This is a genomic window from Labedaea rhizosphaerae (assembly GCF_004362825.1).
GTDB classification, from domain to species: domain Bacteria; phylum Actinomycetota; class Actinomycetes; order Mycobacteriales; family Pseudonocardiaceae; genus Labedaea; species Labedaea rhizosphaerae.
Window position 1 is genome coordinate 1204703 of the sequence record NZ_SNXZ01000001.1, and the last position, 22251, is coordinate 1226953.

Here is a 22251-nt window from a genome sequence, read left to right on the forward strand (position 1 = left end):
CACGCGCTGTCAAGCTGCGGTCAGCCATAGGTGTCGCGCGGGCCTCTGCCGGACACATGGCGGGGCCCTTTACGCCAACTGGGCGCAGCGGGTCCCTGCACTTTGAGCTTGGTGACCACGCCGTTGCCGACCCCCCGGGCGATCTTGGCGATGAGCTGGCGTTGCAGCAGCCGCAGCTGCGTCGCCCACGCGGTGGAGCTGGCCGCGACGGTCAACTCGCCTTCCTTGAGCGTCACCGGCTTGGCGTGTTCGGCCACCTCTTCACCGACCAGTTCGGCCCACTTGCCGAAGACCTGCCCGCCGACCAGGCGCTCGTTCCAGCCGCGGGCGGTGGCGACGCGGGAGGCGAGCCGGCCCAGCGGCTGCGGGTCGCGGTCGTCGGCGCCCGCCCCGGACCAGCGACGGCGTCGGCGCGACCGGCTCGGCAGCGCGCCCGCGACGCCCTTGCGGCCCGTCGGGTTGCGGGTTTTGGCGACCTCCCGCGCGGCCGCCAAAGCGGCTCTGGCAAGATCTGAACCCCGCAGTTCCGGCCCGGTGTGCTGATCACCATCGGTTGCCAACTCACTCGTTCGAGTTTGGCCGTTGTCCGGTTTGCCCGTTTTGGTCGGCCCATTCGGGCGCTGGGTGACCGCGTTATCCACACTATCCACAGGGTTGTCCCCAGATGTGGGTTTGATCACATCACCCCGCGTGACCTCGGGCGACTCCGATCGGTCCGACTCACTCGACACGACGCACCTCCCCGTCGGCCACCCGGAAGCGGGTGCCGGCCAACTCGCCGGGCACATCCTCCTCCACCGCCGCCGTCACGAGGACCTGTTCGGCCGCTATGGCCACTTCGGCGAGTCGCTGTCGCCGGCGCCGGTCGAGCTCGGCGAAGACGTCGTCGAGCACGAGCACCGGTTCGGTGCCTTCCGCGCGCAACAACTCGTAGGCGCCCAGGCGCAGCGCCAGCGCGTACGACCACGACTCGCCGTGACTGGCGTAGCCCTTGGCCGGGGCCTCGCCGAGCACGAGGTCGAGCTCGTCGCGGTGCGGCCCGACCAAGCTCACCCCCCGCTCGAGTTCCTGACTTCGTTTCTCCCCAAGCGCCGCGAGCAACGCCTCGGTGATGGCAGAAACGTCGGCGCGCTCGCCGCCGGTCGGCAACGCCTCGCCGAGCGAACTGCGGTATCCGATCGCCGCCGGCCGCGATTCCGGCGCGACCCCGGCGTAGGCCGCGGCGACGAGCGGGGCGAGGTCGTCGACCAGGTCCAGCCGCGCGGCCAGCAACTCGGCGCCGTGCTTGGCGAGGTGCCCGTCCCACACGTCGAGCGTGCTCAGGTCGTTCTCACCCCCGCGTCCGCCACGGCGCGCCGCGCCCGCCGACTTCAACAGGGCGTTGCGTTGCCGCAACACCTTCTCGTAGTCCGCCCGCACGCCCGCGTACCGCGGCGCGCGCTGCACGAGCAACGCGTCCATGAACGCGCGCCGCTCGCCGGGGTCGCCCCGCACCAGCGCCAGGTCCTCGGGCGCGAACAACACGGTGCGCAGGATCCCGAGCACGTCGCGCGGGCGCGGCACCGGACCGCGGTTGACCCGCGCCCGGTTCGCCTTGCCCGGCGCGATCTCCAGCTCGACGGTCAGCTCACGGTCTTCGTTGACCAGGGCCGTGCGCACCACCGCGCGCGGGCAGCCGTGCCGGACCAGCGGCGCGTCCGTCGCCACCCGGTGCGAACCGAGGGTGGCGACGTAGCCGATCGCCTCGACCAGGTTGGTCTTGCCCTGGCCGTTCTGACCGACGAGCACGGACGCGCCGGGTTCCAACGCGAGATCGGCGTGTTCCCACGAACGGAAGTCGGTGACCTGCAGGTGCCGGACGTACAGCGTGTTACCTCACTGGGTGGAGCCCGAACCGGAGCTCGGGCCGGCCGCGTGCACGGCGTGCCCGCCGAACTGGTTGCGCAGCGCGGCAACCGCGCGCATGGCGGGTGAGTCGTCCTGGCGCGAGGCGAACCGGGCGAAGAGCGCCGCGGAGATCACCGGCGCGGGCACCGAGTGGTTGATCGCCTCCTCGACGGTCCACCGGCCCTCGCCCGAGTCCTCGACGTAGCCGCGCAGGTCGTCCAGCTCCGGGTCGGAGTCCAGGGCGTTGACCAGCAGGTCGAGCAGCCACGACCGGACGACGGTCCCGCGCTGCCACGCCTTGATCGTCGCGGGCACGTCCTCGACGAGCTCGGACGCCTCGAGCAGTTCGAAGCCCTCGGCGTAGGCCTGCATCAGCCCGTACTCGATGCCGTTGTGGATCATCTTCGCGTAGTGACCTGCACCGGCCGGGCCGACGTGGGCGAAGCCCTGCTCGCGCGGGCCTTCCGGGCGCAACGCGTCGAAGATCGGCAGCGCGCGCTCGACGTCTTCCTTGGCACCGCCGACCATGAGGCCGTAGCCGTTCTCCAGACCCCAGACACCGCCGGACACACCGCAGTCCAGGTAACGCAAACCCTTGCTGTCCAGGTGTTCCGCGTTCGCCTTGTCGTCGGTGAACCGGGAGTTGCCACCGTCGATGACGAGGTCGCCCTCGCTCAGCAGGTCGCTGAGCTCACGCACGGTCTGCCGGGTCGGCTCGCCGGACGGGACCATGACCCACACGGTCCGGGGTGCCTCGAGCTTCGACACCATGTCTTCCAGTGACGTGGCGTCGGAGCGCTCCGGGTTGTGGTCGAAGCCGACGACGTCGTGGCCCGCCTTGCGCAACCGCTCGCGCATGTTGAAGCCCATTTTGCCGAGGCCGACGAGTCCGAGCTGCACGGGTTTGAGTCCTCTCGATCGCGGGATCGTCTCAGCCGGGCAGGCGCACCGGCATCAGCAGGTACAGGTAGCCCGGGGTCACCTTGTCCTCCTCGCCCACCGGCTTGACCAGCGCGGGCCGGTTGGGCGTGGTGAACGAGAGCTCGGCCTTGTCCGAGTGCAAGGCGGCGAGCCCGTCGGAAAGGTAGCCCGGGTTGAACGCGATGGTCACCGGATCGCCGGTGAAGCTCACCGGAAGTTCCTCCTCCGCGCTGCCTTCGTCGTCGCCGCCGGCCGAGAGCCGCAGGCCGCCGTCGTCGAACTCCAACCGGACCTGGGTGCCCCGCTCGGCCACCAGCGACACGCGCTTGATCGCCTCGGCGAGCGGGCCCACCTCGATGATCGCGCTGGCCGACTGCTCGGCGGGCAGCAGCTGGCGGTAGCGGGGGAACTCCGCGTCGAGCAGCCGGGAGGTCGTGTTGCGACCGTTGCCCGACAAGCCGAGCAGGCCGTCGCTGGCCGACAACGCGAGGGAGACCTTGCTGCCCGCGGAGCCGAGCGACTTGGCCGCGTCGGCGAGGGTGCGGGCGGGCACGAGCACGGCCGCGTCCTCGACATCGCCGTCCGGGGTCCAGGTGAACTCACGCATCGCGAGCCGGAACCGGTCGGTGGCGACGAGGGTCAGCGTGTCGCCGTTGATCTCGACCCGGACGCCGGTGAGCATCGGGAGGGTGTCGTCCTTGCCCGCGGCGACCGCGACCTGGCTGACCGCCTGGCCGAAGACCTCGCCGGCGAGCTCACCGGCGTGCTTGGGCATCGCCGGGAGCGACGGGTAGTCCTCGACCGGCATGGTCGGCAGGCTGAACTTCGCGCTGCCGCAAGTGATCGCGACCCGGGAGCCGTCGACGGAGATCTCCACCGGGTGGTTCGGCAGCGACTTGGTGATGTCGGCGAGCAACCGGCCGGAGACCAGGGTGCGGCCGCCGTCGGCGATGGTTGACGGCACGCCGACGGTCGCGGACACCTCGTAGTCGAACCCCGAGATGGTCAGCGCTTCGCCGTCGCTGCCGGACCCCGCGTCCAGCAGGACGCCGCCGAGCACCGGAACGGGCGGGCGGGACGGCAGGCTGCGCGCCACCCAGGCGACGGCGTCGGCGAGCCCGTCGCGTTCGACGCGGATCTTCATGGGAGTCCTTTCCGGCTCAGGTGTTGCGGCCAGACGTAGAGGGCAACCGTAGAGCGTGACCCTCGGCCCCGTCACCTCGGGCCGCGTCGTCCAGCCTGCACCGGCCGAGGCCACGAGGCGAGCTGTCCCCAGATCCGGCGTCCCCCTGTTTTTAGGTTTTTCTTCTTGTGGAGAAGAGAAAGACAGCAGCAGTAGTAAGCGTTGTGGATTGTGTGGACAGCCGGTGTCTCAGCAGGTCGGCAGGCGCGGTCGCCTGTGGGCGGACGACGGTACGGACCGGTGGACAGCTCGGCCCGTCGGTGGAGAACTCGGCGGCGGTCGCGATCCGTCCACATTCCGGGGAAGTTGTCCACAGATCCATCCCCAGGTGTGGGTCGGTTAGCCCCCAGGCACTGCACAGGGTGACGAACGCAAGTTGAGGTCCAAAGTCCCCCGTACTGGTGACGCAGACCACGCCTCGAACGGCCCAACGGGCGGATTCGGAGCGTGTCCGGGTGCCTTGGAGTGCCCCGAGGCGGCAGGTTTTATTCGCGGTGGGGAGCGTCCGGCCCACCGGCAATAAAGATCCGCGGCACGAGACGGCGGGAAGACGGCAGTACGACGGCGGCGCGAGACCCGGCGGCCGGTCGGGGAAGGGTGGCAGAGGCCGGGCGAACCCGCCAGCCGCACCTTCTTATTGCGGCTGGGGAGGCTCGTGCACAGCGCCAATAAAGAGGTGCGGGCGACCGTGTGGTCCAGATGACCGAGACACCGACGACGGAGACCCCCGACCGACGGGCCGGGGGTCTCCGCGTGGGGACTGGGTTTTCCTAGGCGCGGGCGCGCTGCTTGATCCGGGAGGTGAGCTCCTGGACCTGGTCGTAGATGCGCCGGCGCTCGGCCATCTCCTTCTTGATCTTCTTCTCCGCGTGCATGACCGTCGTGTGGTCACGGCCGCCGAAGGTCTGCCCGATCTTGGGCAAGGAGAGGTCGGTGAGCTCGCGGCACAGGTACATCGAGATCTGCCGCGCCTGGGCGAGCGCCTTCGTCTTGCCGGGACCGCACAGGTCGTCGATCGTCACGCCGAAGAACTCGGCGGTGACCGCCATGATCGTGGTGACGCTGATCTCCGGCGCGTGCGAGTCCGGGATCAGGTCGCGCAGCACGATCTCCGCGAGCCCGACGTCGACCGGCTGCTGGTTGAGCGACGCGAACGCCGTCACCCGGATCAGCGCGCCCTCGAGCTCGCGGATGTTCGCCTCGATGCGGGCGGCGATGAACTCCAGGACCTCGGCCGGGACGTTCAACCGGTCCTGCGCGGCCTTCTTGCGCAGGATGGCGATGCGTGTCTCGAGCTCGGGGGGCTGGATGTCGGTGATCAGGCCCCACTCGAAGCGGGTGCGCAGGCGGTCTTCCAGCGTTTCCAGGCGCTTCGGCGGCCGGTCGGAGGAGACGACGATCTGCTTGTTCGCGTTGTGCAGTGTGTTGAAGGTGTGGAAGAACTCCTCCTGAGTACCTTCCTTGCCCTCCAGGAACTGGATGTCGTCGACCAGCAGCACGTCGATGTCGCGGTAGCGGCGCTGGAAGGCGACCTTGCGGTCGTCGCGCAGCGAGTTGATGAAGTCGTTGGTGAACTCCTCGGTCGACACGTACCGCACGCGCATGCCGGGGAACAGCCGCTGGGCGTAGTGCCCGACCGCGTGCAGCAGGTGCGTCTTGCCGAGTCCGGACTCGCCCCAGATGAACAGCGGGTTGTACGCGCGGGCCGGCGCTTCGGCGACGGCGACCGCGGCCGCGTGGGCGAACCGGTTGGACGCGCCGATCACGAAGGTGTCGAACGTGTACTTCTCGTTCAACCGGGTCTTCGAGGTCTGCGGCTGGGCGGGGGCGGTGAACGGCTGACCGCTCATCGGGCGCTGTCCGGTGAAGGTCGGCCAGATCTCGTGGACGGTGGCGAGCGCGTCGCCTTCCTCGTCCACCTCGTCGCTCTCGGACCCGTCGCCGTCGGAGTCCTCGACGGTGACCCCGTTCAGTCCGTTGACGCCATTGACCCCGTTGCCGTTGGGCGCGGAACCGTTCAACACGCCGTGGCCGTCGACGGCCTCCATCGGCGGCATGGGGGGAATCGCCGGGATGGGCGGCATCGGCGCGGAGGTCTCGGGCATGCCGTGGGTCTTCGGCGCGGGTGCGGTCACCGCGTCCACCTTCACCGCGAGCGAGACCGTGCGGCCGAGGCGCCGGGACAAAGCTTCGGTGATCGGCTCGCGCAGCGCGCGTTCGATCGCTTCCTTGGCGAACTCGCTCGGCGCGGCGAGCAGCGCGGTGCCGTCCAGCAGGCCGATCGGCCGGGTCACCCGCATCCAAGCTCGCTGCTGGGGCGACAGGGTTCCCGCGGACAGCTCCCGGACGACCTGTTCCCAGACGACGCCAAGGGTGTGCTGTTGCTCGGACACCTGTTGCGCTCCCCTCCCCTCGATTTGCACAGCCTTGTGCCCACGGCCGGCGAAGTGGGGCGGGCCGCGACACTCGGACGCCACGCGGCATCCACAGGGTTGTCCACAACTGTGCACGAAGGTACGGCGAACCGCAGCGAAGCCCCTCTTCGGGTTCAACGTACTTCAGCGGCGCAGTAGGGGCTCCCACTCCCCGATCCGGCCAACCAAGAAGGGGCACGCTAACAAGAGGCGACGCATGCCACAAGATGCCGGGCGTCGCAAGCACCTCAAAGGTTGCGGCGTGTCGGTGGGCGGCGCGGACGGCCACTGGCGGGAGGGCGGGTTGGAGGGCGTTTCGACGCTCGCGTACCCTTGTCGGAGTCTCCCGCTGGTAGCGGGTCTGTTCCGCGCGCCCGCCAGCGGCGCCGTGCTGGGCCGATGGCAGGGGACAACCACAAGCCTGTCAGTACTGGAGACCGACCGTGAGCAAGCGAACCTTCCAGCCCAACAACCGCCGCCGGGCCAAGACGCACGGCTTCCGCCTGCGCATGCGTACCCGCGCCGGCCGCGCGATCCTCGCCGCTCGCCGCCGCAAGGGGCGCGAGAAGCTGTCGGCCTGACCGGGTCGACCTCTGCCGTGCTGCCCCCGGCCGCCCGGCTCACCCGAGGTGAGGACTTCCGCCTCGTCACACGGCGCGGGCGCAAAGCCGCGCGCCGTACCGTCGTGGTGTACGCCTTGCCGCGCCCCGAAGTGGTCCAGACCACAGTGGGGTTCGTGGTGAGCAAGGCCGTCGGCAACTCGGTGGTCAGACACCGGGTGACCAGGCGGTTGCGCCACATCGTGCGCGATCGCCTGGGAACTCTGCCGTTGCACGGATCGTTGGTCGTGCGGGCGTTGCCGCCGGCGGCCGACGCGTCGAGTGCCGCCATGCGGGCCGATCTCGATGCCGCGTTGCGGCGATTGCGCCTGTCGGGGACCGATGACGGCGGTGTTGAGTGAGCACGACGACTTTGTTGCGGACCGGTGTGGAGCCCCGGCCCGGTTTCGTCGCTCGCGTGCTGCTCCAGCCGATCAGGTTCTACCGCCGGTTCATCTCACCGGTGCTGCCCCCGTCGTGCCGCTTCGAGCCGAGTTGCAGTGCGTACGCCGCCGAGGCGATCAGCACGCACGGCGCGGTGCGCGGGCTGTGGCTCGCGGTGCGCCGCCTGCTCAAGTGCGGCCCGTGGCACCGGGGCGGTTACGACCCGGTCCCACCCCGCCGCGGTGACGCGGCCCTGAACTCCGGGACGACCCCGGCACACCCGATCCCCGTCGAGGAGTAACTGGCGTGCTCGACTTCATCTACTACCCGGTGTCGTTCATCCTGTGGTGCTGGCACTGGGTGTTCGGCAAGGTCCTGGGCGACAACAACGGCGCCGCGTGGGCGCTCGCGATCGTGTTCCTGGTCTTCTCGCTTCGGGCGATCATGTTCAAGCCCTTCGTGAAGCAGGTCCGCTCCATGCGCAAGATGCAGGAGTTCGCGCCGGAGCTGAAGAAGATCCAGAAGAAGTACGCCAACGACCGGCAGCGCCAGGCCGCGGAGATGCAGAAGCTGCAGCAGCAGCACGGCTTCTCCCCGCTCGGCGGCTGCCTGCCGATGCTGCTGCAGATCCCGGTGTTCATCGGTCTGAACCACGTGCTGCGCTCGTTCGGGTCGATCCTGCCCAACGGCCAGCCGCGCACCGAGAACTACTTCTTCGACCAGCACGGCGTCGAGTCCTACAACGCGGCGACGATCTTCGGTGCGAAGCTGAACAACTTCATCACCGAGCCGGCCGCGAGCCTGGGCACCGTCGACCGCGGTTCGGTCATCCTGGTGGCCGTGCCGCTGATGATCGCGGCGTCGATCGCGACCCACTTCACCGCGCGGCACTCGGTCTCCCGCCAGAACGCGGCGGCGGCGACCTCGCAGACCGCGATCATGAACAAGGTCACGCTGTACTTGTTCCCGCTCGGCGTGCTGGTCTTCGGTGCCTTCTTCCTCATCGGTCTGCTGCTCTACTGGTTGAGCAACAACGGCTGGACGCTGATGCAGCAGCGCCTGGTCTACAACAAGATCGACAAGGAAGAGGAAGAGAAGAAGACCGAGGCGGTCGAGAAGCGCAACGCGCTGGCGCCCAAGCCCGGTCAGAAGCCGACCCGCAAGCCCGGCACCGCCGCCGGTTCGACCGCTGGTTCGACCGCCGGCACCGCGGCGAAGTCGTCGGCCGCGCCGAAGCCGGGTCAGAAGCCGGCCGCCAAGCCCGCAGCGAAGCCCGCGGCCAAGCCGGGTACCAAGCCCGCCGCGACCAAGCCGGCCGGGCAGGCGAAGGCGACCAACGGCAGCCGTGCCGCTTCCTCCGACGAAGTCCCGGGCCTGATCTCGGACTCGTCGCGGAGCAAGAAGTCGGGCCGGAAGAAGCCGTGAGCGACGTGATCCGATCTGGAGAGGAGCTGACCGTGTCGGAGGCGGTGGAGTCCGACGTGGACGCCGTGGACAGGGTGGAGAGGGTGGACACCGCAGGCGCTGTGGACACTGTGGACACTGCGGACGCCGCGGCGGAGACGTCCGAGGCCGAGCAGCACGAGGACCAGCGCAGCGGCGCCGACCTGCTGGTGCGCGAGGGCGACATCGCGGGCGACTACCTCGAGCAGCTGCTGGACCTGCTGGACTACGACGGTGACATCGACCTGGACGTCGAGGCGTCCCGCGCGATCGTCAGCATCGAAGGCGGCGAGGACCTGGACAAGCTCGTCGGCACGCGCGGTGCGGTGCTGGAGGCGTTGCAGGAGCTGACGAGGCTCGCGGTGCAACAGGAAACCGGGACCCGCAGCCGGCTGATGCTGGACATCGCCGGGTGGCGAGCCGGTCGTCGCGAGGAGCTCCGCGACCTCGGCCGGGCGACGGCCGAGCGCGTGCTGTCCTCCGGCGAGCGCGTGCGGCTGCAGCCGATGACGCCGTTCGAGCGCAAGGTCGTCCACGACGCCGTCGCGTCGGTGAAGGGCGTGCACAGCGAGAGCGAGGGCGAAGACCCGAAGCGCCGCGTGGTGGTGTTCCTGGACTCCTGAGTCCACTTTCGAGAACGGCCCGTCCCTTCCGGGGGCGGGCCGTTTTCTTATTTCACTGGCGGGCCCGGCGATACTCCGGCCATGCAGTTCACACCCGGCCTCGAGCTGTCCGCCCTCCTCTACGGCGAGGCCGTCCGGCCGTTGCTGGACCGCTACTTCCCCGGCCTCCCCCACACCGCGGCGTTGATCGGCCCGGGCTCGGAGGTGCTCGGCTACGACACCGCCCGTTCGACCGACCACGACTGGGGGCCGCGCCTTCAGCTGTTCCTCACCCCGGATGATCTCGCCGTGCACGGCACGGCGATCTCCACTGTGCTCGCCACCGAGCTCCCGCCGCGCATCGCGGGCTACCCCACGAACTTCGTGGCGGTCGGCGGAACCCACCACATGGAGCCGGCCGACGGCCCGATCCACCACGCCGTGGCGATCGCCGACCTCGGCACGTGGTTGATCGACCGGCTCGGCTTCGATCCGCTGGACGAGATCACCGTCCTCGACTGGCTGGCGACGCCGACGCAGGTGCTGGCCGAACTGACCAGTGGTGCCGTCTTCCACGACGGCCTGTCGCGCTTGGCAGCCGTTCGGCAGCGCCTGGCTTGGTACCCGGACGAGGTGTGGCGCTACGTGCTGGCGTGCCAGTGGCAGCGCCTCAGCGAAGAGGAACCGTTCGTCGGGCGCTGTGCGGAGGCGGGAGACGAGCTCGGCTCGGCGGTGCTGGCCGCCCGCTTGGTTCGGGACGTGATGCGGCTGTGCCTGTTGCTGGCTCGGCGGTACCCGCCTTACAGCAAGTGGCTCGGCTCGGCGTTCGCCGCGCTCCCCGATGCCGGTCGACTCCGGCCGTTGCTGACCGCGGCGCTGGCCGCCACGGACGTCCGTGCCCGCGAAGCTTCGCTGGCGTCGGCGTACGAGTTGGTGGCGGAACTGCACAACGCGAGCGGCCTGACCGATCCGGTCGACCCCACCATCCGCCCATTCCACGGACGGCCGTACCGAGTGCTCCACGCGGAACGATTCACCGAAGCGCTCAGGGCGACCATCGAGGACCCTGACCTTCGCGCTCTGCCGATGACGGGCGCGATAGATCAAGTGGTGGACAACGTGGCCGCGGTAGGCAACGCGCGGTGTCGCCGGGCCGCCATGAAGGCGGTCGCCGATGTTTCACATGAATCCAGCGTCGCCGGCGATCGCTAGAGCTGTTTCACGTGAAACGCGGGTGGTCTTTCGGTGGGTCGGACAGGAGGACCGAAGTCTTCGGGGACAATCGACTGAGTCGTTGTTTCACGTGGAACGGGAGTTGTGATGGTGGAGGCGGACCACGGGGTGGTGGGCGAGGTGCCCGCGGCCCCACCGTCGGCGTCGGTCGTCTTTGGTGACCGGTTGGCTGATGCGGAGCGCTTCACCGCCCTCCTCGCCCGCCACGGCGTCGAACGCGGCCTCATCGGCCCGCGCGAGGTGGATCGGCTTTGGGATCGACACGTGTTGAACTCCGCCGTTGTCGCCACGGACATGACCGCAGGAGCTACCGTGGTGGACATCGGGTCGGGGGCGGGGTTGCCTGGCATCCCACTCGCCATCGCCCGGCCTGATCTCCGGATCACGCTCGTCGAGCCGATGGCTCGCCGGATCGAGTGGCTCTCCGAAGTCGTCACGGCGCTGGGACTCCCCATCTCGGTGATTCGTGGGCGAGCTGAGGAGCGAACTGTTCAGGAACAGGCCGGCGGTGCCGATGTCGTCACCGCGCGGGCGGTGGCACCGCTGGCCAAACTGGCCGGCTGGGCGCTGCCTCTGCTTCGTCCCGGCGGACACCTCGTGGCCCTGAAGGGCGCGAGTGCGTCGGAGGAAGTAGCCCGGGATCGCGATGCGGTGCGGCGCCTCGGTGGCGGCGCACCATCGATCCGGCAGTACGGCGAAGACGTCCTGGACGTGCCGACGACGGTCGTCGTGGTCGAGCGGACCAGTTCGGGGACCCGGCGTGACCGCGCGCGCAAGACACGGAAGGATCGGTGAAGGTGCACACCGAAGCGCAGATCGGAGCAACGCATGTTCCACGTGAAACTCCACGAGCCGAGTCGGCTCAGGATGGAGCTGTCGGGGCCGGGGAGGTGCTCCGTCCAGTGAGCCACGCGGCACACGATCCCGTTGGCCAGGGTTGGACCCCGATCGCCGAAGAGGCGGCGCGAGCCACCCGCGTGCTGCACCCCAACGAGCAGCTCCCGCGCCCGACCCAGCGGCGCGTCCTCACCGTCGCCAACCAGAAGGGCGGCGTCGGCAAGACCACCAGCGCGGTCAACCTCGCCGCCGGACTCGCTCTGCACGGTCTCAAGGTCCTCGTGATCGACCTCGACCCCCAGGGCAACGCCTCCACCGCGCTCAACGTGGAACACCGCTCCGGCACCCCCTCGATCTACGAGGTGCTGCTCGGTGAGGTGTCCGTCGCGGAGGCCGCACAGGTCAGCGACCAGTCGCCGAACCTGTTCTGCGTGCCGGCGACCATAGACCTCGCCGGCGCCGAGATCGAGCTCGTCACGATGGTCGCCCGCGAGTCCCGCCTCAAGGAGGCGCTCACGAGCGAGGCGCTCGACCAGCTCAACCCCGACTACGTCTTCATCGACTGCCCGCCGTCGCTCGGCCTGCTCACGGTCAACGCGATGGTCGCCGCGCAGGAGGTCCTGATCCCCATCCAGTGCGAGTACTACGCCCTGGAAGGTCTCAGCCAGCTGCTGCGCAACATCGAGCTCGTCCAGTCGCACCTGAACCCGCACCTGGACATCTCGACCATCCTGCTGACGATGTACGACGGCCGGACGAAGCTGGCCGACCAGGTGACCAACGAGGTCCGCAACCACTTCGGTGAGACGGTCCTCAACACGGTCATCCCCCGCAGCGTGAAGGTCTCCGAGGCGCCCGGCTTCGGCCAGTCCGTGCTCGCGTACGACCCGGGTTCCCGTGGCGCGATGAGCTACCTCGACGCGGCGAAGGAAATCGCCGAGCGCGGGACCAAGCGATGAGCGAGCGCAAGGGCGGTCTCGGCCGCGGTCTCGCCGCGCTCATCCCCCAGGGTCCCCCGCCGGGTGCGCCCGGCACCCGGCCGCGCCCGGCGGCGGTGCCCACCACGAACGGCGCGACTACCGAACCGTCCGTGGCCGGGGCGATCTACCGCGAAGTGCCCACCGACGCGATCAAGCCCAACCCGAAGCAGCCGCGCCAGGTCTTCGACGAGGACGCCCTCGCCGAGCTGGAGCACTCGATCCGCGAGTTCGGCCTGATGCAGCCGATCGTCGTCCGGGAGCTCGGCGACGACACGTACGAACTGGTGATGGGTGAGCGCCGCTGGCGGGCCACCCAGCGGGCGGAGCTGGCCACCATCCCGGCCATCGTCCGGCAGACCGCCGACGACGCGATGCTGCGCGACGCGCTGCTGGAGAACATCCACCGGGTCCAGCTCAACCCGTTGGAAGAGGCGGCGGCCTACCAGCAGCTGCTCGACGAGTTCGACGTGACCCACGAGCAACTGGCCGGCCGGATCGGGCGCAGCCGCCCGGTCATCACCAACACCATCCGGTTGCTCAAGCTCCCCCTGCCGGTCCAGCGTCGGGTCGCCGCAGGCGTGTTGTCCGCCGGTCACGCCCGCGCTTTGCTCGGTCTGGACAGCCCGGAGGCGCAGGAAGACCTCGCGACCCGCATCGTCGCCGAGGGGCTTTCGGTGCGTGCCACCGAGGAAGCGGTGACGCTCGCGAAGAGCGCGCCCGCCGCCAAGCCGAAGCCCGCTCCCCGCAAGCCGATGCAGGCGCCGGGGTTGCAGGACCTCGCCGACCGCCTCTCCGACCGGTTCGACACCCGGGTCAAGGTCGAACTCGGCAAGCGAAAAGGACGCATCGTCGTCGAATTCGGGTCCGTTGACGATCTTGAACGCATCGTCGAGCTGATGCGGACAGAAACGGACAAAAAGGGTTCGTGAGAACGATGAGGGAACGTACCAGGGCCTTACGTCACGGTGACGATGACCTTGGGTAGTCGATAACTAACCCGCAGTGCGCTCGACGGCACGCTCGATCAGCGACGCGTAGATGTCGCCGAGCGAGCGGCCGTCGGTCTCCACGGCCATCGGCAGCAGCGAGGTCTCCGTCAGCCCGGGCGAAGAATTCACTTCGAGGAAGTAGACGGTCCCGTCGGGCGCGACGATCGCATCGGTTCGCGACACGTCGCGCAGCCCGAGCCGTCGGTGTGCGGTGACGGCCAGCTCGGCGAGCGCCGCCGAGGTCTCCGCGCCGACGCGGGCCGGCGCGTGGAAGTCGGTGAGCCCGGCGGTGTAGCGCGCGGTGTAGTCGTAGACGCCGCTCTCCGGGACGATCTCCACCGCGGGCAACGCCTCCGGTCCGTCCGGCCCGTCGATCACGGCGATCGCCACCTCGACGCCGTCGATGAACTTCTCGGCGAGCACGGTGTCGCCGTACGCGAGGCAGCCGACCATCGCGGCGGGGAGGTCGGCGGCGTCACGCACCACCTGGGCGCCGAGCGCCGACCCGCCCTGGTCGGGCTTGAGCATCATCGGCAGCCCGAGCCGCTCGACCATCGCGTCCAGCACCGCCCGCGCGCCCAGCTCGCGGAACGTGCTGTGCGGCAGGACGATCCAGTCCGGCGTCGCGATCCCGGCCGCGGCCAGGTCCGCCTTGGCCGACGGCTTGTCCCACGCCCGCCGGCACGCGTGCGAGTCGGTGCCCACGAACGGCAGGTCCAACATCTCCAGCACGCTCTGGATCGAGCCGTTCTCGCCCTGCCCGCCGTGCAACGCGATCACCACGGCATCGGGCCGGTGCTCACGCACGCGATCGAGCAGCGAGCCGTCCGCGTCCCACTCCGACACGGTCACACCGGCCGTGCGCAGCGCGGCGGAAAGTCTGCGCCCGGACCGCAGCGACACGTCACGCTCGTGGGACAAGCCCCCGGACAGCACGGCAACCCAGCGGTCGGTCACGCAAGAACTCCTCACCACTCGTCCACAGTGGACGAACGAAACGCTACTCGGTGTCGGGCGCCGGCGTGAGCGGGCCGTGGCTCGACCGTGGCGCGGCAGGACCGAAAGTATCCACCAGCTGGAGCTCTTCCGACAGCACGGCGGCCAGGCGGCGCACGCCCTCGCGGATCCGCTCCGGGGTCGGGTAGCAGAACGACAGGCGCATCTGCCTGCTGCCGAAGCCGTCCGCGTAGAAGCCGGTGCCCGGCACATACGCGACCCGCTCGGTCACCGCGCGCGGCTGCATCGCTTTGGTGTCAATGCCTTCCGGCACGGTGAGCCACACGAAGAAGCCGCCGTCCGGCCTGGTCCACGTGCACCCCGGCGGCATGTGCTGCTCGAGCGCGCCCAGCATGGCGTCGCGCCGTTCCCGGTACATCTCCTGGAACGACTTGATCTGGCTCTTCCAGTCGTGCGTGGCCAGGTAGCGCGAGACGACCATCTGGTTCAGCGTCGGCGCGCACAACGCGGCGGATTCCGCGGCCAGCACCAGTTTCTCGCGCACCGCGTGTGGCGCGAGCGCCCAGCCGACCCGCAGCCCGGACGCGAACGTCTTGGAGAACGAGCCGAGGTAGACCACGTTGTCGGCGTCCATCGAGCGCAGCGCCGGGTAGATCTGCCCGTCGAAGCCGAGCAGCCCGTACGGGTTGTCCTCGACGACGAGCACGCGGTGCCGCGCGCAGATCTCCACGATCTCGGCGCGCCGGTCCACAGCCATGGTCACGCCGGCCGGGTTCTGGAAGTTCGGGATCGTGTAGAGGAACTTGGCGCGCTTGCCCGCCCGCTCGACGGCCGCCAGCGCGGCCCGCAGGGCGTCGGGCACGAGACCGTGCTCGTCCATGGCCACGTGGACCACGTCGGCCTCGTAGGAGGCGAACGTGCCCAGCGCGCCCACGTAGGACGGCCCTTCGGCCAGCACCACGTCGCCGGGGTCGCAGAAGATCCGGGTCACCAGGTCGAGCGCCATCTGCGAGCCGACCGTGATCACGATGTCGTCGGGGTGACCGGTGACGCCCTCCAGGGCCATCACGTCGCAGATCTGCTCACGCAGCTTCGGCACGCCGTGCGCGGAGCCGTACTGCAACGCGGTCAGCCCCTCGGTGGCGATGATCTGCGCTACCTCGGCGGAGAGCGAGTCGAGCGGCAGCGCGGCGAGGTTGGGCATGCCGCCCGCCAGCGACACGACCTCGGGCCGGCTCGCCACGGCGAAGAGCGCACGCACCTCGGACGCCGTCATGCCCACAGCGCGCGCTGCGTAGCGCTGCAGGTGCGGATCGAGGTCGTGTCTTGTCGAACGTTGCGGATCGTTCGAGGTCATGAGCACTCCGCCGGGTCGGGGCACGTCAATCGATCGAGTGTAACCAGAGGTTCTGGGCCCTCCGGCAACTTCCGACGCTCATCACACCGCTCTATGCTCAGCTGCGGGTCCGCGTGAGCCTGTGGCATGGTGGAGACAGGCCGATGCGATCACTGCGGGCCGCTCGAGCAGGAATCTTGGGAGGTCGGGTGTCGCGACGCGTCGTGGGCGTCACGCTGGACAACCTGGAGGACTTGCCCAAGCACTGCCGGGGCTGCGTGTACTGGGAGGTCGCGCCGCACCTCAAGGAGCAGATCGAGCAGTTCGGCGAGGCCGAGCTCGAGAAGGAGGCCTGGGTCTCCAGCGTGCTGCTGGAGTGGGGCTCCTGCGGCCGGATCGTCTACAGCGACAAGCTCCCGGTCGGGTTCGTGCTGTACGCGCCGCCGAGCGCGGTGCCGCGCGCCATGGCCTTCCCCACCTCGCCGATCAGCCCCGATGCGGTGATGCTGACCGGTTTCCACGTGCTCCCCGAGTTCCGCGGTGGCGGGCTCGGCCGCATGCTGGTCCAGGCCGTGGCCAAGGACCTCACCCGGCGCGGCGTGAAGGCCATCGAGGCCTTCGGCGACGCGAAGCCGGACGAGGACAAGTCGTGCGTCGTAGCGGCCGACTTCCTGACCTCCGTGGGCTTCAAGACCGTGCGCCCGCACCCCCGCTGGCCCCGGTTGCGGCTGGAGTTGCGCAGCGCGCTGACGTGGAAGGAAGACGTCGAGGCGGCGCTGGAGCGGCTGCTCGGCACGGTTTCCGTCACCACGGCTACGCCGGTGCTTCAGCGCTGATCGCATGATTCACGTGGAACAAGCCTGATCGGTCGCGGACTGGCCTGTGGGTAACTTGTGGACAACCCGGGTTCGTTCCTGGACGAATCTGCGGAACGCGTGAGAAACGCAGGTCAGCGCCCATGTTCCATTGTGGACATACGGGGGACAGCCTGTGGACAACTCGCCGGAAGTTGTGGACTACTCGGCCTTCGCCAGCTCGTGCCGCAGGACGTCCGCGAACGTGAACGTCCCGGTCGGCTGGTCGCCCTCGCCGAGCAGGTACAGGCGCTTGACGGCCACCAAGATCCCCTCGGCGACCACGTCGCGGAACGCCGGGTCCGACATGCGGGCCCGGTCGTCGGCGTTGGTCAGGTAGCCGATCTCGACGCGGACGGCGGGACAGCGGGTCAGGCGCAGCGCGTCCCAGGTCTTGCGGTGGGTGCGGCAGTTCTTCAGCCCGGTCCGGGCCACCAGCTCGCGCTGGATGTACCCGGCCAGCAACTCACCGACCGTGGACGTGCCGTTCACCGTGCCGAAGTGGAAGCTCGCGACGCCCTGCGCCACCGGTGAGGAGTTCTTGTCGCAGTGCAAGGACAGGAACAGGTCCGCGCCCGCCTCGTTGGCGAAGTGCGCGCGATCGCCCTCGTCCGGGCACTGGTCGGGCCCGCGGGAGAGCAGGGCCTCCATGCCGGTCGCGACCATCCGGCCCTCGAGCCGGCGCGCCAGGTCCCACACCAGGTCACGCTCGCGCACGCCCTCGACCTCGACGCCCGTGTCGGAACCGCCGTGGCCCGGGTCGATGACGATCCGCTTGCCGGTCAGGCGCGGGCCGGCGCGACGCACGCGCTCCTGCTCGCGCAGCAGGACCGGGCTGCCGCCACGGGCCCGCGGGGAGAGCTGGCGCAGCGCGCGCACCGTCTCGGCGCCGCAGATGCCGTCCACGGTCAGGCCGTAGTCGCGCTGGAAGTTGCGCAGCGCGTGCTCGGTCTGCGGGCCGAACACGCCGTTGCCCCGGCCGGCGTCGTACCCGAGCTCCAGCAGCCGCTCCTGGAGCGCGAGCACGTCGTCGCCGGAGACCGGGGAGGACACCATGTAGGCCAGCGGACGGCCGCCCAGCTGGTACGTGGCGTCCCGCAGGGCGCGGTAGGTCGCAGGACCCACGATGCCGTCGGTGATGAGCCCACGCTGCTGCTGGAACGCCCGCACGGCGTGCTCGACGTCCCCGTCGAACGGCGCCTGGTCGGCCATACCGCGGATCGGGGGCAGCAGTTCCAGCGCAGCAAGGGTGGAGCGAACCTCGGCAACGGCCGGACCCACATCACCACGGCGCAGAACCCGCATGCACCCCTCACTCGGGCCGGGCACCAGCGGGTCGCCGGTGCGTCTCAAGACATGAATCGCAAAGCTTCGCGATCGATTACGTCATTGTGCCCTGTGGGCGTCCGCCGATCGCGTAGGGTCCGCGAACTTCGTCTGCCGCGTCGGTGGTTACCTCACTTGGTCGGGGCGTAACCCCCGCCGACCAGCTCAGGAGCTTCGGCCGCCGCTTCCTCACCGTGCTCGGCCAGCCACCGCTCGGCGTCGATCGCCGCGGCACAGCCGGAGCCCGCCGCCGTGATCGCCTGCCGGTAGGTGCGGTCCACCAGGTCGCCGGCCGCGAAGACGCCGTCGACGTTGGTGTAGGTCGTGCCGTTCTTGGTCAGGACGTAGCCGTCGTCGTCGACCTGGACCACGCCGCGGACGAGATCGCTGCGCGGGTCGTGGCCGATCGCCATGAACAGGCCCGAGACCGCCAGCTCCGACTCCTCGCCGGTGATCGTGTCGCGCAGCTTCACGCCGGACACCGTCTTGTCGCCGAGCACCTCGAGGACCTCGGAGTTGAGCTGCCAGCGGATCTTCTCGTTCGCCTTCGCCCGCTCCAGCATGATCTTCGACGCCCGGAACTCCTCGCGCCGGTGGATGATCGTCACCGACTTGGCGAACCGGGTGAGGAACGTGGCCTCCTCCATCGCCGAGTCACCGCCGCCGACGACGGCGATGTCCTGGTCGCGGAAGAAGAAGCCGTCACAGGTCGCACACGCCGACACGCCGTGGCCCAGCAGGGTCTGCTCACCCGGGATGCCCAGGTAGCGCGCCGCCGCACCCATGGCCAGCACCACGGCCTTGGCCGCGTAGCGCTTGCCGTGCGCGGTCACGTACTTGACGTCACCTTCGAGCTCGACCGACTCCACGTCCTCGGGCCGCAGCTCCGCGCCGAAGCGCTCGGCCTGCGCCCGCATCTGCTCCATGAGGTCAGGACCCATGACGCCGTCACGGAAACCCGGGTAGTTCTCGACCTCGGTGGTGGTCATCAGCGCGCCGCCGAACTGGCTGCCCTCGAAGACGAGCGGTGCCAGCTGCGCGCGGGCCGCGTAAACCGCTGCGGTGTACCCGGCCGGACCGGACCCGACGATGATCAGGTTCCGGACCTCTTCCTGCGCAGTCATTTGACCTCCGTGGTTCACCTGCGTCGCAGGACGTCCGCCTGCACCATCGTGAACAAAATCCTAGAGGCCGGTGTTCCAGCGCTCAGTGGCCGGGAACCCCACCGAACTTCTGGTCGCGGATGGTCGCCGGGTTGCCCGCGGAGCACGTGTTCTCCACGAAGAGCAGCCGGAACTCCGCCGTCTTGCCGGTGGTCGTCATGATCAGCATGGCGGGGTGCCCGTCCAGGGTGACCGGACGCACACCGACGGTCTGCGCGTTGGCCGGCACGCCGTTGGCCGCGCGGCAACCGGCGAGCGTCTTCTCGTCCTTGAACGCGCCGAGGTCGTGGTGGTTCTGCGTGCCGCTGACCGCCGACTGCATGTCGCTGCTGCGCACCGCGAGCGGCGCGCCGCCACCGTCGGAGCCGGACGGACCCGGGATGGTCGCCGCGACGCCACCGCCGTTGCCGGTGGTCCCGCTGCCGGGCAGCACCGCGACCGCGATCGCGGCGACCGCAGCGGCCGCCGCGACGAGCCCACCACCGATGGCGAACCACCGGTTCCGCTTGCGCCTGGCCTCGGCGAGGCTCACGACCGGAGCGGCCCCCTGCGCCACTCCCGACCGCGACCGGGCCTCGTTGGCGATCGCCTGGTCCAACCGCGCGGCGAACTCCGCGGGCATCGGCGGCGGCGGTGCCGCCCCGAGCTCACGAAGGTTGCCGGTTGTCGCGTCCAGCGCCCGCAACACGGCCTGAGCCTGCGGGTCCTGGTTCACTTGTGCCCACACCCGCGACGCGGTAGCCGGCTCGAGCGCCCCCGCATGCAGGTCGGCAAGCAGGTCGACAGACCACGGCGGCCCCATCGGCCCGCCGCTCCCCCGAGTGCTTGTCATGACCCCTCCCAGTGACGCATCCGACGCAGATCGCGTCGTCCTCCAACGTCACCTGGGACGTTCGCATCTGCATCGGGGTTCCGCAGATGTCCCAGAACTTTGGCCAGCTTCGCGCGACCTCGGGCACACCGGCTCTTCACCGTGCCCTCGGCGATGCCGAGCATCTTGGCGGTTTCCGCGACCGAGTAGCCCTCGACGTCGACGAGCACGATCGGGACCCGCTGCTCTTCCGACAGCTCCGACAAGGCGTTCTGCACCACGAGCTTGGTTTCCCGATCCGACATGGCGTCGCGGTTCGTGGTGGGCTCGCCGGGCCCGGTCTCGGGCAGCGGCACCGTCGGGCGCGCCTGGCGCCTGCGCACGCGGTCGAGGCACGCGTTCACCACGATCCGGTGCAGCCACGTCGTGACCTGTGACTCCGCGCGGAACGAGCTGGCCGCGCGGAAGGCCGAGATGAACGCCTCCTGCAGCGCGTCCGACGCCTCCTCGGGGTCGCGCAACGTGCGCAACGCCACCGCCCACATCCGGTCGCGGTGCCGGTGCACCAGCTCCGAGAACGCCCGCGGATCACCTGCGGCATGCGCCGCGATGAGGTCGGCGTCCGAAGCGGCAGCGGCAGTCACATCGAGCAGGATATCGGTGCTGCACCCGCCGGCGGAGAACGCCCACTAACCGGCGCGGTGGAAGGCCACCTCGGTCAGCTCGGAAACGAACCCCTTGTCGGTTTCCGACAGCTTGGTCAGCCAGACGATCACGTTCTGCGCCTGCGTGCCCGCCGGCAGGTTGATCTCGTTGTGGCCGTTCTTCAGCGTGACGGTGGTGATCAGCTTGGTCTGGTCGAACTGCGGTTGGCTGGAGTCGGCGGTGCGGATCTCCACCACCGTGCCCTCGCTCGGCGAGTCGATGGTGATCTGCGCCAGCTTGACCGGCTCGGTGAACTGGGCCAGCAGGCCGATGCCCGGCTTGAACGTCGGCAGCTGCTGCTTGTAGATCGACGTCTTCCAGCCGCTGCCCGGGTCGCCGTCGACCGCGCGGCTCACCTTGGCCGGGTTGTCCGGGCCCTCGGCGATGTTGTACTCGGTGAGCGAGCCGGGCTGGACCGGGCCGGCCGGCTTGGGCGGCGCGGGCTTGTGCGAGGTCGGCGTGTTCTGGGTCTGCTGGTTGACCACGGCGGTCGGGCCGCCGGTCGGGCCGCTGTCGTCGCTGAAGAAGCTGATCAGCTGCATGCCGAGCCAGGCGAGGATGCCGACGGTCGCCACGGCGAGCAGGGTGACGCCGATGGCGAGCTTCTTGCGCCGATCGGCGTCCTGGACCGGCCTGCGCGTGGTCCAGATGGTGCCGTCGTCGTCTTCCTCGTCCTCGATCGGCTGCATCAGCTCGGTCGCCGTCTCGGCCGCGCTGACCTGCTGCAACACGTTCATGAGGGCGGCTGAGGTACGGATGCCGCCGATCGACGTGTCCTCGATGCTGCGCACGGACGCCATCGACAGGTCGCCGGGCACGGCGGGCATCACCGCGTGCGGCGGGAGGATGTGACCGTCCGGGCCGACCGGCGCCTGCGGGATGCCCTCGGGCCCGCCCGGCAGCGACCACCGGCCGGTGAGCAGCAGGTACAGGATCGCGCCGAGGCCCTTGACGTCGTCGCGCAGCGACGAGTCGGGCAGCGGGCCGGGGAAGGCGAGGCGGAGCATGCCGTCGCCACCGACCCGGATCCGCTGCGGGTGGTCGACGCCGAGCACGAGGCCCTGGTGGTGTGCCTGCTCGACGGCGGTGGCCAGCGGCTCGAGCAGCCGGATCGCGGTGGCGGGCGGCAGCGGGTGCTCGGCGATCAGGTCGATCAGGTCGGTGCCCTGGGACCAGTCGGCGACGACCATGCCGAGCACGCCCTCGTTGGCGGTGACGCCGTTGCCCAGCGTGAGCACGTCGAGCACGCGGGAGACCGCGGGGTGCGAGAAGCGGGCCGCGTGCGCCGCCCGGTCGAGGGTCTTGCGGGCGTCCTGCACGGACTTGGTGTCGCTGGGATCGCCGATGATGATCGTCAACGCGACATCGCGGCGCAGCTGCCCGTCGCGGGCCCGCCACAGGTGGGCCGCACCGCGCTGGTCGACGCCGAACTGGGCGAGCAGCCGGTAGCGGCCGTCACCGACAACGCCGCCGGGCAACAGCGTGCCGCCCCGCGCCCGCACACCGGGGCGCGCCTGCGCCCGCCCGGTGTGGGCACCTGGGTGGTCGACCCGCCTCGTCGTCACCGCACTCTCTCCGCGTCGTGTCCCCGGCCACTTAGTCTCACCAAGGTTACGGGAAACCGCGA

The 22251-nt window shown here is 69.9% G+C and carries 22 protein-coding genes; 10 read left to right on the plus strand and 12 right to left on the minus strand.

What is annotated here, in order from left to right; translation table 11 throughout:
• Positions 1 to 20 precede the first annotated feature (20 nt).
• The 5 genes from EV186_RS05550 to dnaA form a co-directional block, all read right to left on the minus strand.
• Positions 21 to 560: a DciA family protein gene (locus tag EV186_RS05550; protein WP_243753825.1), complete on the minus strand. Its 540-nt coding sequence runs from the start codon at positions 558 to 560 to the stop codon at positions 21 to 23.
• 160 nt (positions 561 to 720) lie between these two features.
• Entirely contained in the window at positions 721 to 1866 is a 1146-nt protein-coding gene (gene recF, locus EV186_RS05555; protein ID WP_133847961.1) for a DNA replication/repair protein RecF, read from the minus strand.
• A 9-nt stretch (positions 1867 to 1875) separates the two neighbouring features.
• Positions 1876 to 2787: a phosphogluconate dehydrogenase (NAD(+)-dependent, decarboxylating) gene (gnd, locus tag EV186_RS05560; RefSeq protein WP_133847962.1), complete on the minus strand. Its 912-nt coding sequence runs from the start codon at positions 2785 to 2787 to the stop codon at positions 1876 to 1878.
• Positions 2788 to 2818: 31 nt separating this feature from the next.
• The gene (gene dnaN, locus EV186_RS05565) at positions 2819 to 3952 is read right to left on the minus strand and encodes a DNA polymerase III subunit beta (protein ID WP_133847963.1); all 1134 of its coding nucleotides are present in this window, start codon (positions 3950 to 3952) and stop codon (positions 2819 to 2821) included.
• An 809-nt stretch (positions 3953 to 4761) separates the two neighbouring features.
• The gene (gene dnaA / locus EV186_RS05570) at positions 4762 to 6384 is read right to left on the minus strand and encodes a chromosomal replication initiator protein DnaA (protein WP_133847964.1); all 1623 of its coding nucleotides are present in this window, start codon (positions 6382 to 6384) and stop codon (positions 4762 to 4764) included.
• Positions 6385 to 6848: 464 nt separating this feature from the next.
• On the opposite strand from dnaA, the gene rpmH reads away from it, so the two are divergent.
• The 9 genes from rpmH to EV186_RS05615 all read left to right on the plus strand — a co-directional run bounded on the left by rpmH (position 6849) and on the right by EV186_RS05615 (position 13412).
• On the plus strand, positions 6849 to 6986 hold the full coding sequence (rpmH, locus tag EV186_RS05575) for a 50S ribosomal protein L34 (protein WP_043614899.1): 138 nt from the start codon (positions 6849 to 6851) through the stop codon (positions 6984 to 6986).
• 17 nt (positions 6987 to 7003) lie between these two features.
• Positions 7004 to 7366, plus strand: coding sequence for a ribonuclease P protein component (gene rnpA, locus EV186_RS05580; protein ID WP_133847965.1), 363 nt, complete (start codon positions 7004 to 7006; stop codon positions 7364 to 7366).
• The gene (gene yidD, locus EV186_RS05585) at positions 7363 to 7689 is read left to right on the plus strand and encodes a membrane protein insertion efficiency factor YidD (protein ID WP_243753826.1); all 327 of its coding nucleotides are present in this window, start codon (positions 7363 to 7365) and stop codon (positions 7687 to 7689) included. The genes rnpA and yidD overlap by 4 nt, the downstream gene beginning before the upstream one ends.
• A gap of 5 nt (positions 7690 to 7694) precedes the next feature.
• Complete coding sequence (yidC, locus tag EV186_RS05590; protein ID WP_133847966.1) at positions 7695 to 8813, plus strand: membrane protein insertase YidC; 1119 nt, start codon at positions 7695 to 7697, stop codon at positions 8811 to 8813.
• Positions 8814 to 8869: 56 nt separating this feature from the next.
• On the plus strand, positions 8870 to 9454 hold the full coding sequence (locus EV186_RS05595) for a Jag family protein (protein ID WP_424982376.1): 585 nt from the start codon (positions 8870 to 8872) through the stop codon (positions 9452 to 9454).
• 81 nt (positions 9455 to 9535) lie between these two features.
• Positions 9536 to 10645 carry a DUF4037 domain-containing protein gene (locus tag EV186_RS05600; RefSeq protein WP_133847967.1) on the plus strand — a complete coding sequence of 370 codons (1110 nt, stop codon included), beginning with the start codon at positions 9536 to 9538 and terminating at the stop codon, positions 10643 to 10645.
• Between the two features lie 108 nt (positions 10646 to 10753).
• Positions 10754 to 11461 (plus strand): 16S rRNA (guanine(527)-N(7))-methyltransferase RsmG, encoded by a 708-nt coding sequence (gene rsmG / locus EV186_RS05605; protein ID WP_133847968.1) that lies wholly within the window; start codon positions 10754 to 10756, stop codon positions 11459 to 11461.
• Positions 11462 to 11568: 107 nt separating this feature from the next.
• The gene (locus tag EV186_RS05610; RefSeq protein WP_279538275.1) at positions 11569 to 12462 is read left to right on the plus strand and encodes a ParA family protein; all 894 of its coding nucleotides are present in this window, start codon (positions 11569 to 11571) and stop codon (positions 12460 to 12462) included.
• Entirely contained in the window at positions 12459 to 13412 is a 954-nt protein-coding gene (locus EV186_RS05615) for a ParB/RepB/Spo0J family partition protein (RefSeq protein WP_133847970.1), read from the plus strand. The genes EV186_RS05610 and EV186_RS05615 overlap by 4 nt, the downstream gene beginning before the upstream one ends.
• Before the next feature lie 63 nt (positions 13413 to 13475).
• Here EV186_RS05615 and EV186_RS05620 read toward each other — a convergent pair whose 3' ends face one another.
• Together EV186_RS05620 and EV186_RS05625 are read right to left on the minus strand one after the other, a co-directional pair.
• Positions 13476 to 14429 carry a D-alanine--D-alanine ligase family protein gene (locus EV186_RS05620; RefSeq protein WP_133847971.1) on the minus strand — a complete coding sequence of 318 codons (954 nt, stop codon included), beginning with the start codon at positions 14427 to 14429 and terminating at the stop codon, positions 13476 to 13478.
• Positions 14430 to 14472: 43 nt separating this feature from the next.
• Positions 14473 to 15786: an aminotransferase-like domain-containing protein gene (locus EV186_RS05625; RefSeq protein WP_133847972.1), complete on the minus strand. Its 1314-nt coding sequence runs from the start codon at positions 15784 to 15786 to the stop codon at positions 14473 to 14475.
• Between the two features lie 188 nt (positions 15787 to 15974).
• On the opposite strand from EV186_RS05625, the gene EV186_RS05630 reads away from it, so the two are divergent.
• Positions 15975 to 16601 (plus strand): GNAT family N-acetyltransferase, encoded by a 627-nt coding sequence (locus EV186_RS05630; protein ID WP_133847973.1) that lies wholly within the window; start codon positions 15975 to 15977, stop codon positions 16599 to 16601.
• Between the two features lie 180 nt (positions 16602 to 16781).
• Here EV186_RS05630 and EV186_RS05635 read toward each other — a convergent pair whose 3' ends face one another.
• The 5 genes from EV186_RS05635 to EV186_RS05655 all read right to left on the minus strand — a co-directional run bounded on the left by EV186_RS05635 (position 16782) and on the right by EV186_RS05655 (position 22189).
• Positions 16782 to 17924, minus strand: coding sequence for an N-acetylmuramoyl-L-alanine amidase (locus EV186_RS05635; RefSeq protein ID WP_133847974.1), 1143 nt, complete (start codon positions 17922 to 17924; stop codon positions 16782 to 16784).
• A gap of 152 nt (positions 17925 to 18076) precedes the next feature.
• Complete coding sequence (gene trxB / locus EV186_RS05640) at positions 18077 to 19069, minus strand: thioredoxin-disulfide reductase (RefSeq protein ID WP_133847975.1); 993 nt, start codon at positions 19067 to 19069, stop codon at positions 18077 to 18079.
• Positions 19070 to 19151: 82 nt separating this feature from the next.
• Positions 19152 to 19940 carry a hypothetical protein gene (locus EV186_RS05645; RefSeq protein ID WP_133847976.1) on the minus strand — a complete coding sequence of 263 codons (789 nt, stop codon included), beginning with the start codon at positions 19938 to 19940 and terminating at the stop codon, positions 19152 to 19154.
• On the minus strand, positions 19937 to 20563 hold the full coding sequence (gene sigM, locus EV186_RS05650; RefSeq protein ID WP_133847977.1) for an RNA polymerase sigma factor SigM: 627 nt from the start codon (positions 20561 to 20563) through the stop codon (positions 19937 to 19939). The genes EV186_RS05645 and sigM overlap by 4 nt, the downstream gene beginning before the upstream one ends.
• Positions 20564 to 20608: 45 nt before the next feature.
• Positions 20609 to 22189, minus strand: a complete 1581-nt coding sequence (locus EV186_RS05655) for a protein kinase family protein (RefSeq protein ID WP_243753828.1) — start codon at positions 22187 to 22189, stop codon at positions 20609 to 20611.
• Between the last annotated feature and the right edge of the window lie 62 nt (positions 22190 to 22251).

What these genes read in the sequence shown, in the direction of transcription:
- EV186_RS05615 (WP_133847970.1), top strand. Translation starts at nt 12,459, where the DNA reads ATGAGCGAGCGCAAGGGCGGTCTCGGCCGCGGTCTCGCCGCGCTCATC.
- EV186_RS05625 (WP_133847972.1), bottom strand. Translation starts at nt 15,786, where the DNA reads ATGACCTCGAACGATCCGCAACGTTCGACAAGACACGACCTCGATCCG.
- EV186_RS05600 (WP_133847967.1), top strand. Translation starts at nt 9,536, where the DNA reads ATGCAGTTCACACCCGGCCTCGAGCTGTCCGCCCTCCTCTACGGCGAG.
- EV186_RS05645 (WP_133847976.1), bottom strand. Translation starts at nt 19,940, where the DNA reads ATGACAAGCACTCGGGGGAGCGGCGGGCCGATGGGGCCGCCGTGGTCT.
- EV186_RS05635 (WP_133847974.1), bottom strand. Translation starts at nt 17,924, where the DNA reads ATGCGGGTTCTGCGCCGTGGTGATGTGGGTCCGGCCGTTGCCGAGGTT.
- rsmG (WP_133847968.1), top strand. Translation starts at nt 10,754, where the DNA reads ATGGTGGAGGCGGACCACGGGGTGGTGGGCGAGGTGCCCGCGGCCCCA.
- trxB (WP_133847975.1), bottom strand. Translation starts at nt 19,069, where the DNA reads ATGACTGCGCAGGAAGAGGTCCGGAACCTGATCATCGTCGGGTCCGGT.
- dnaN (WP_133847963.1), bottom strand. Translation starts at nt 3,952, where the DNA reads ATGAAGATCCGCGTCGAACGCGACGGGCTCGCCGACGCCGTCGCCTGG.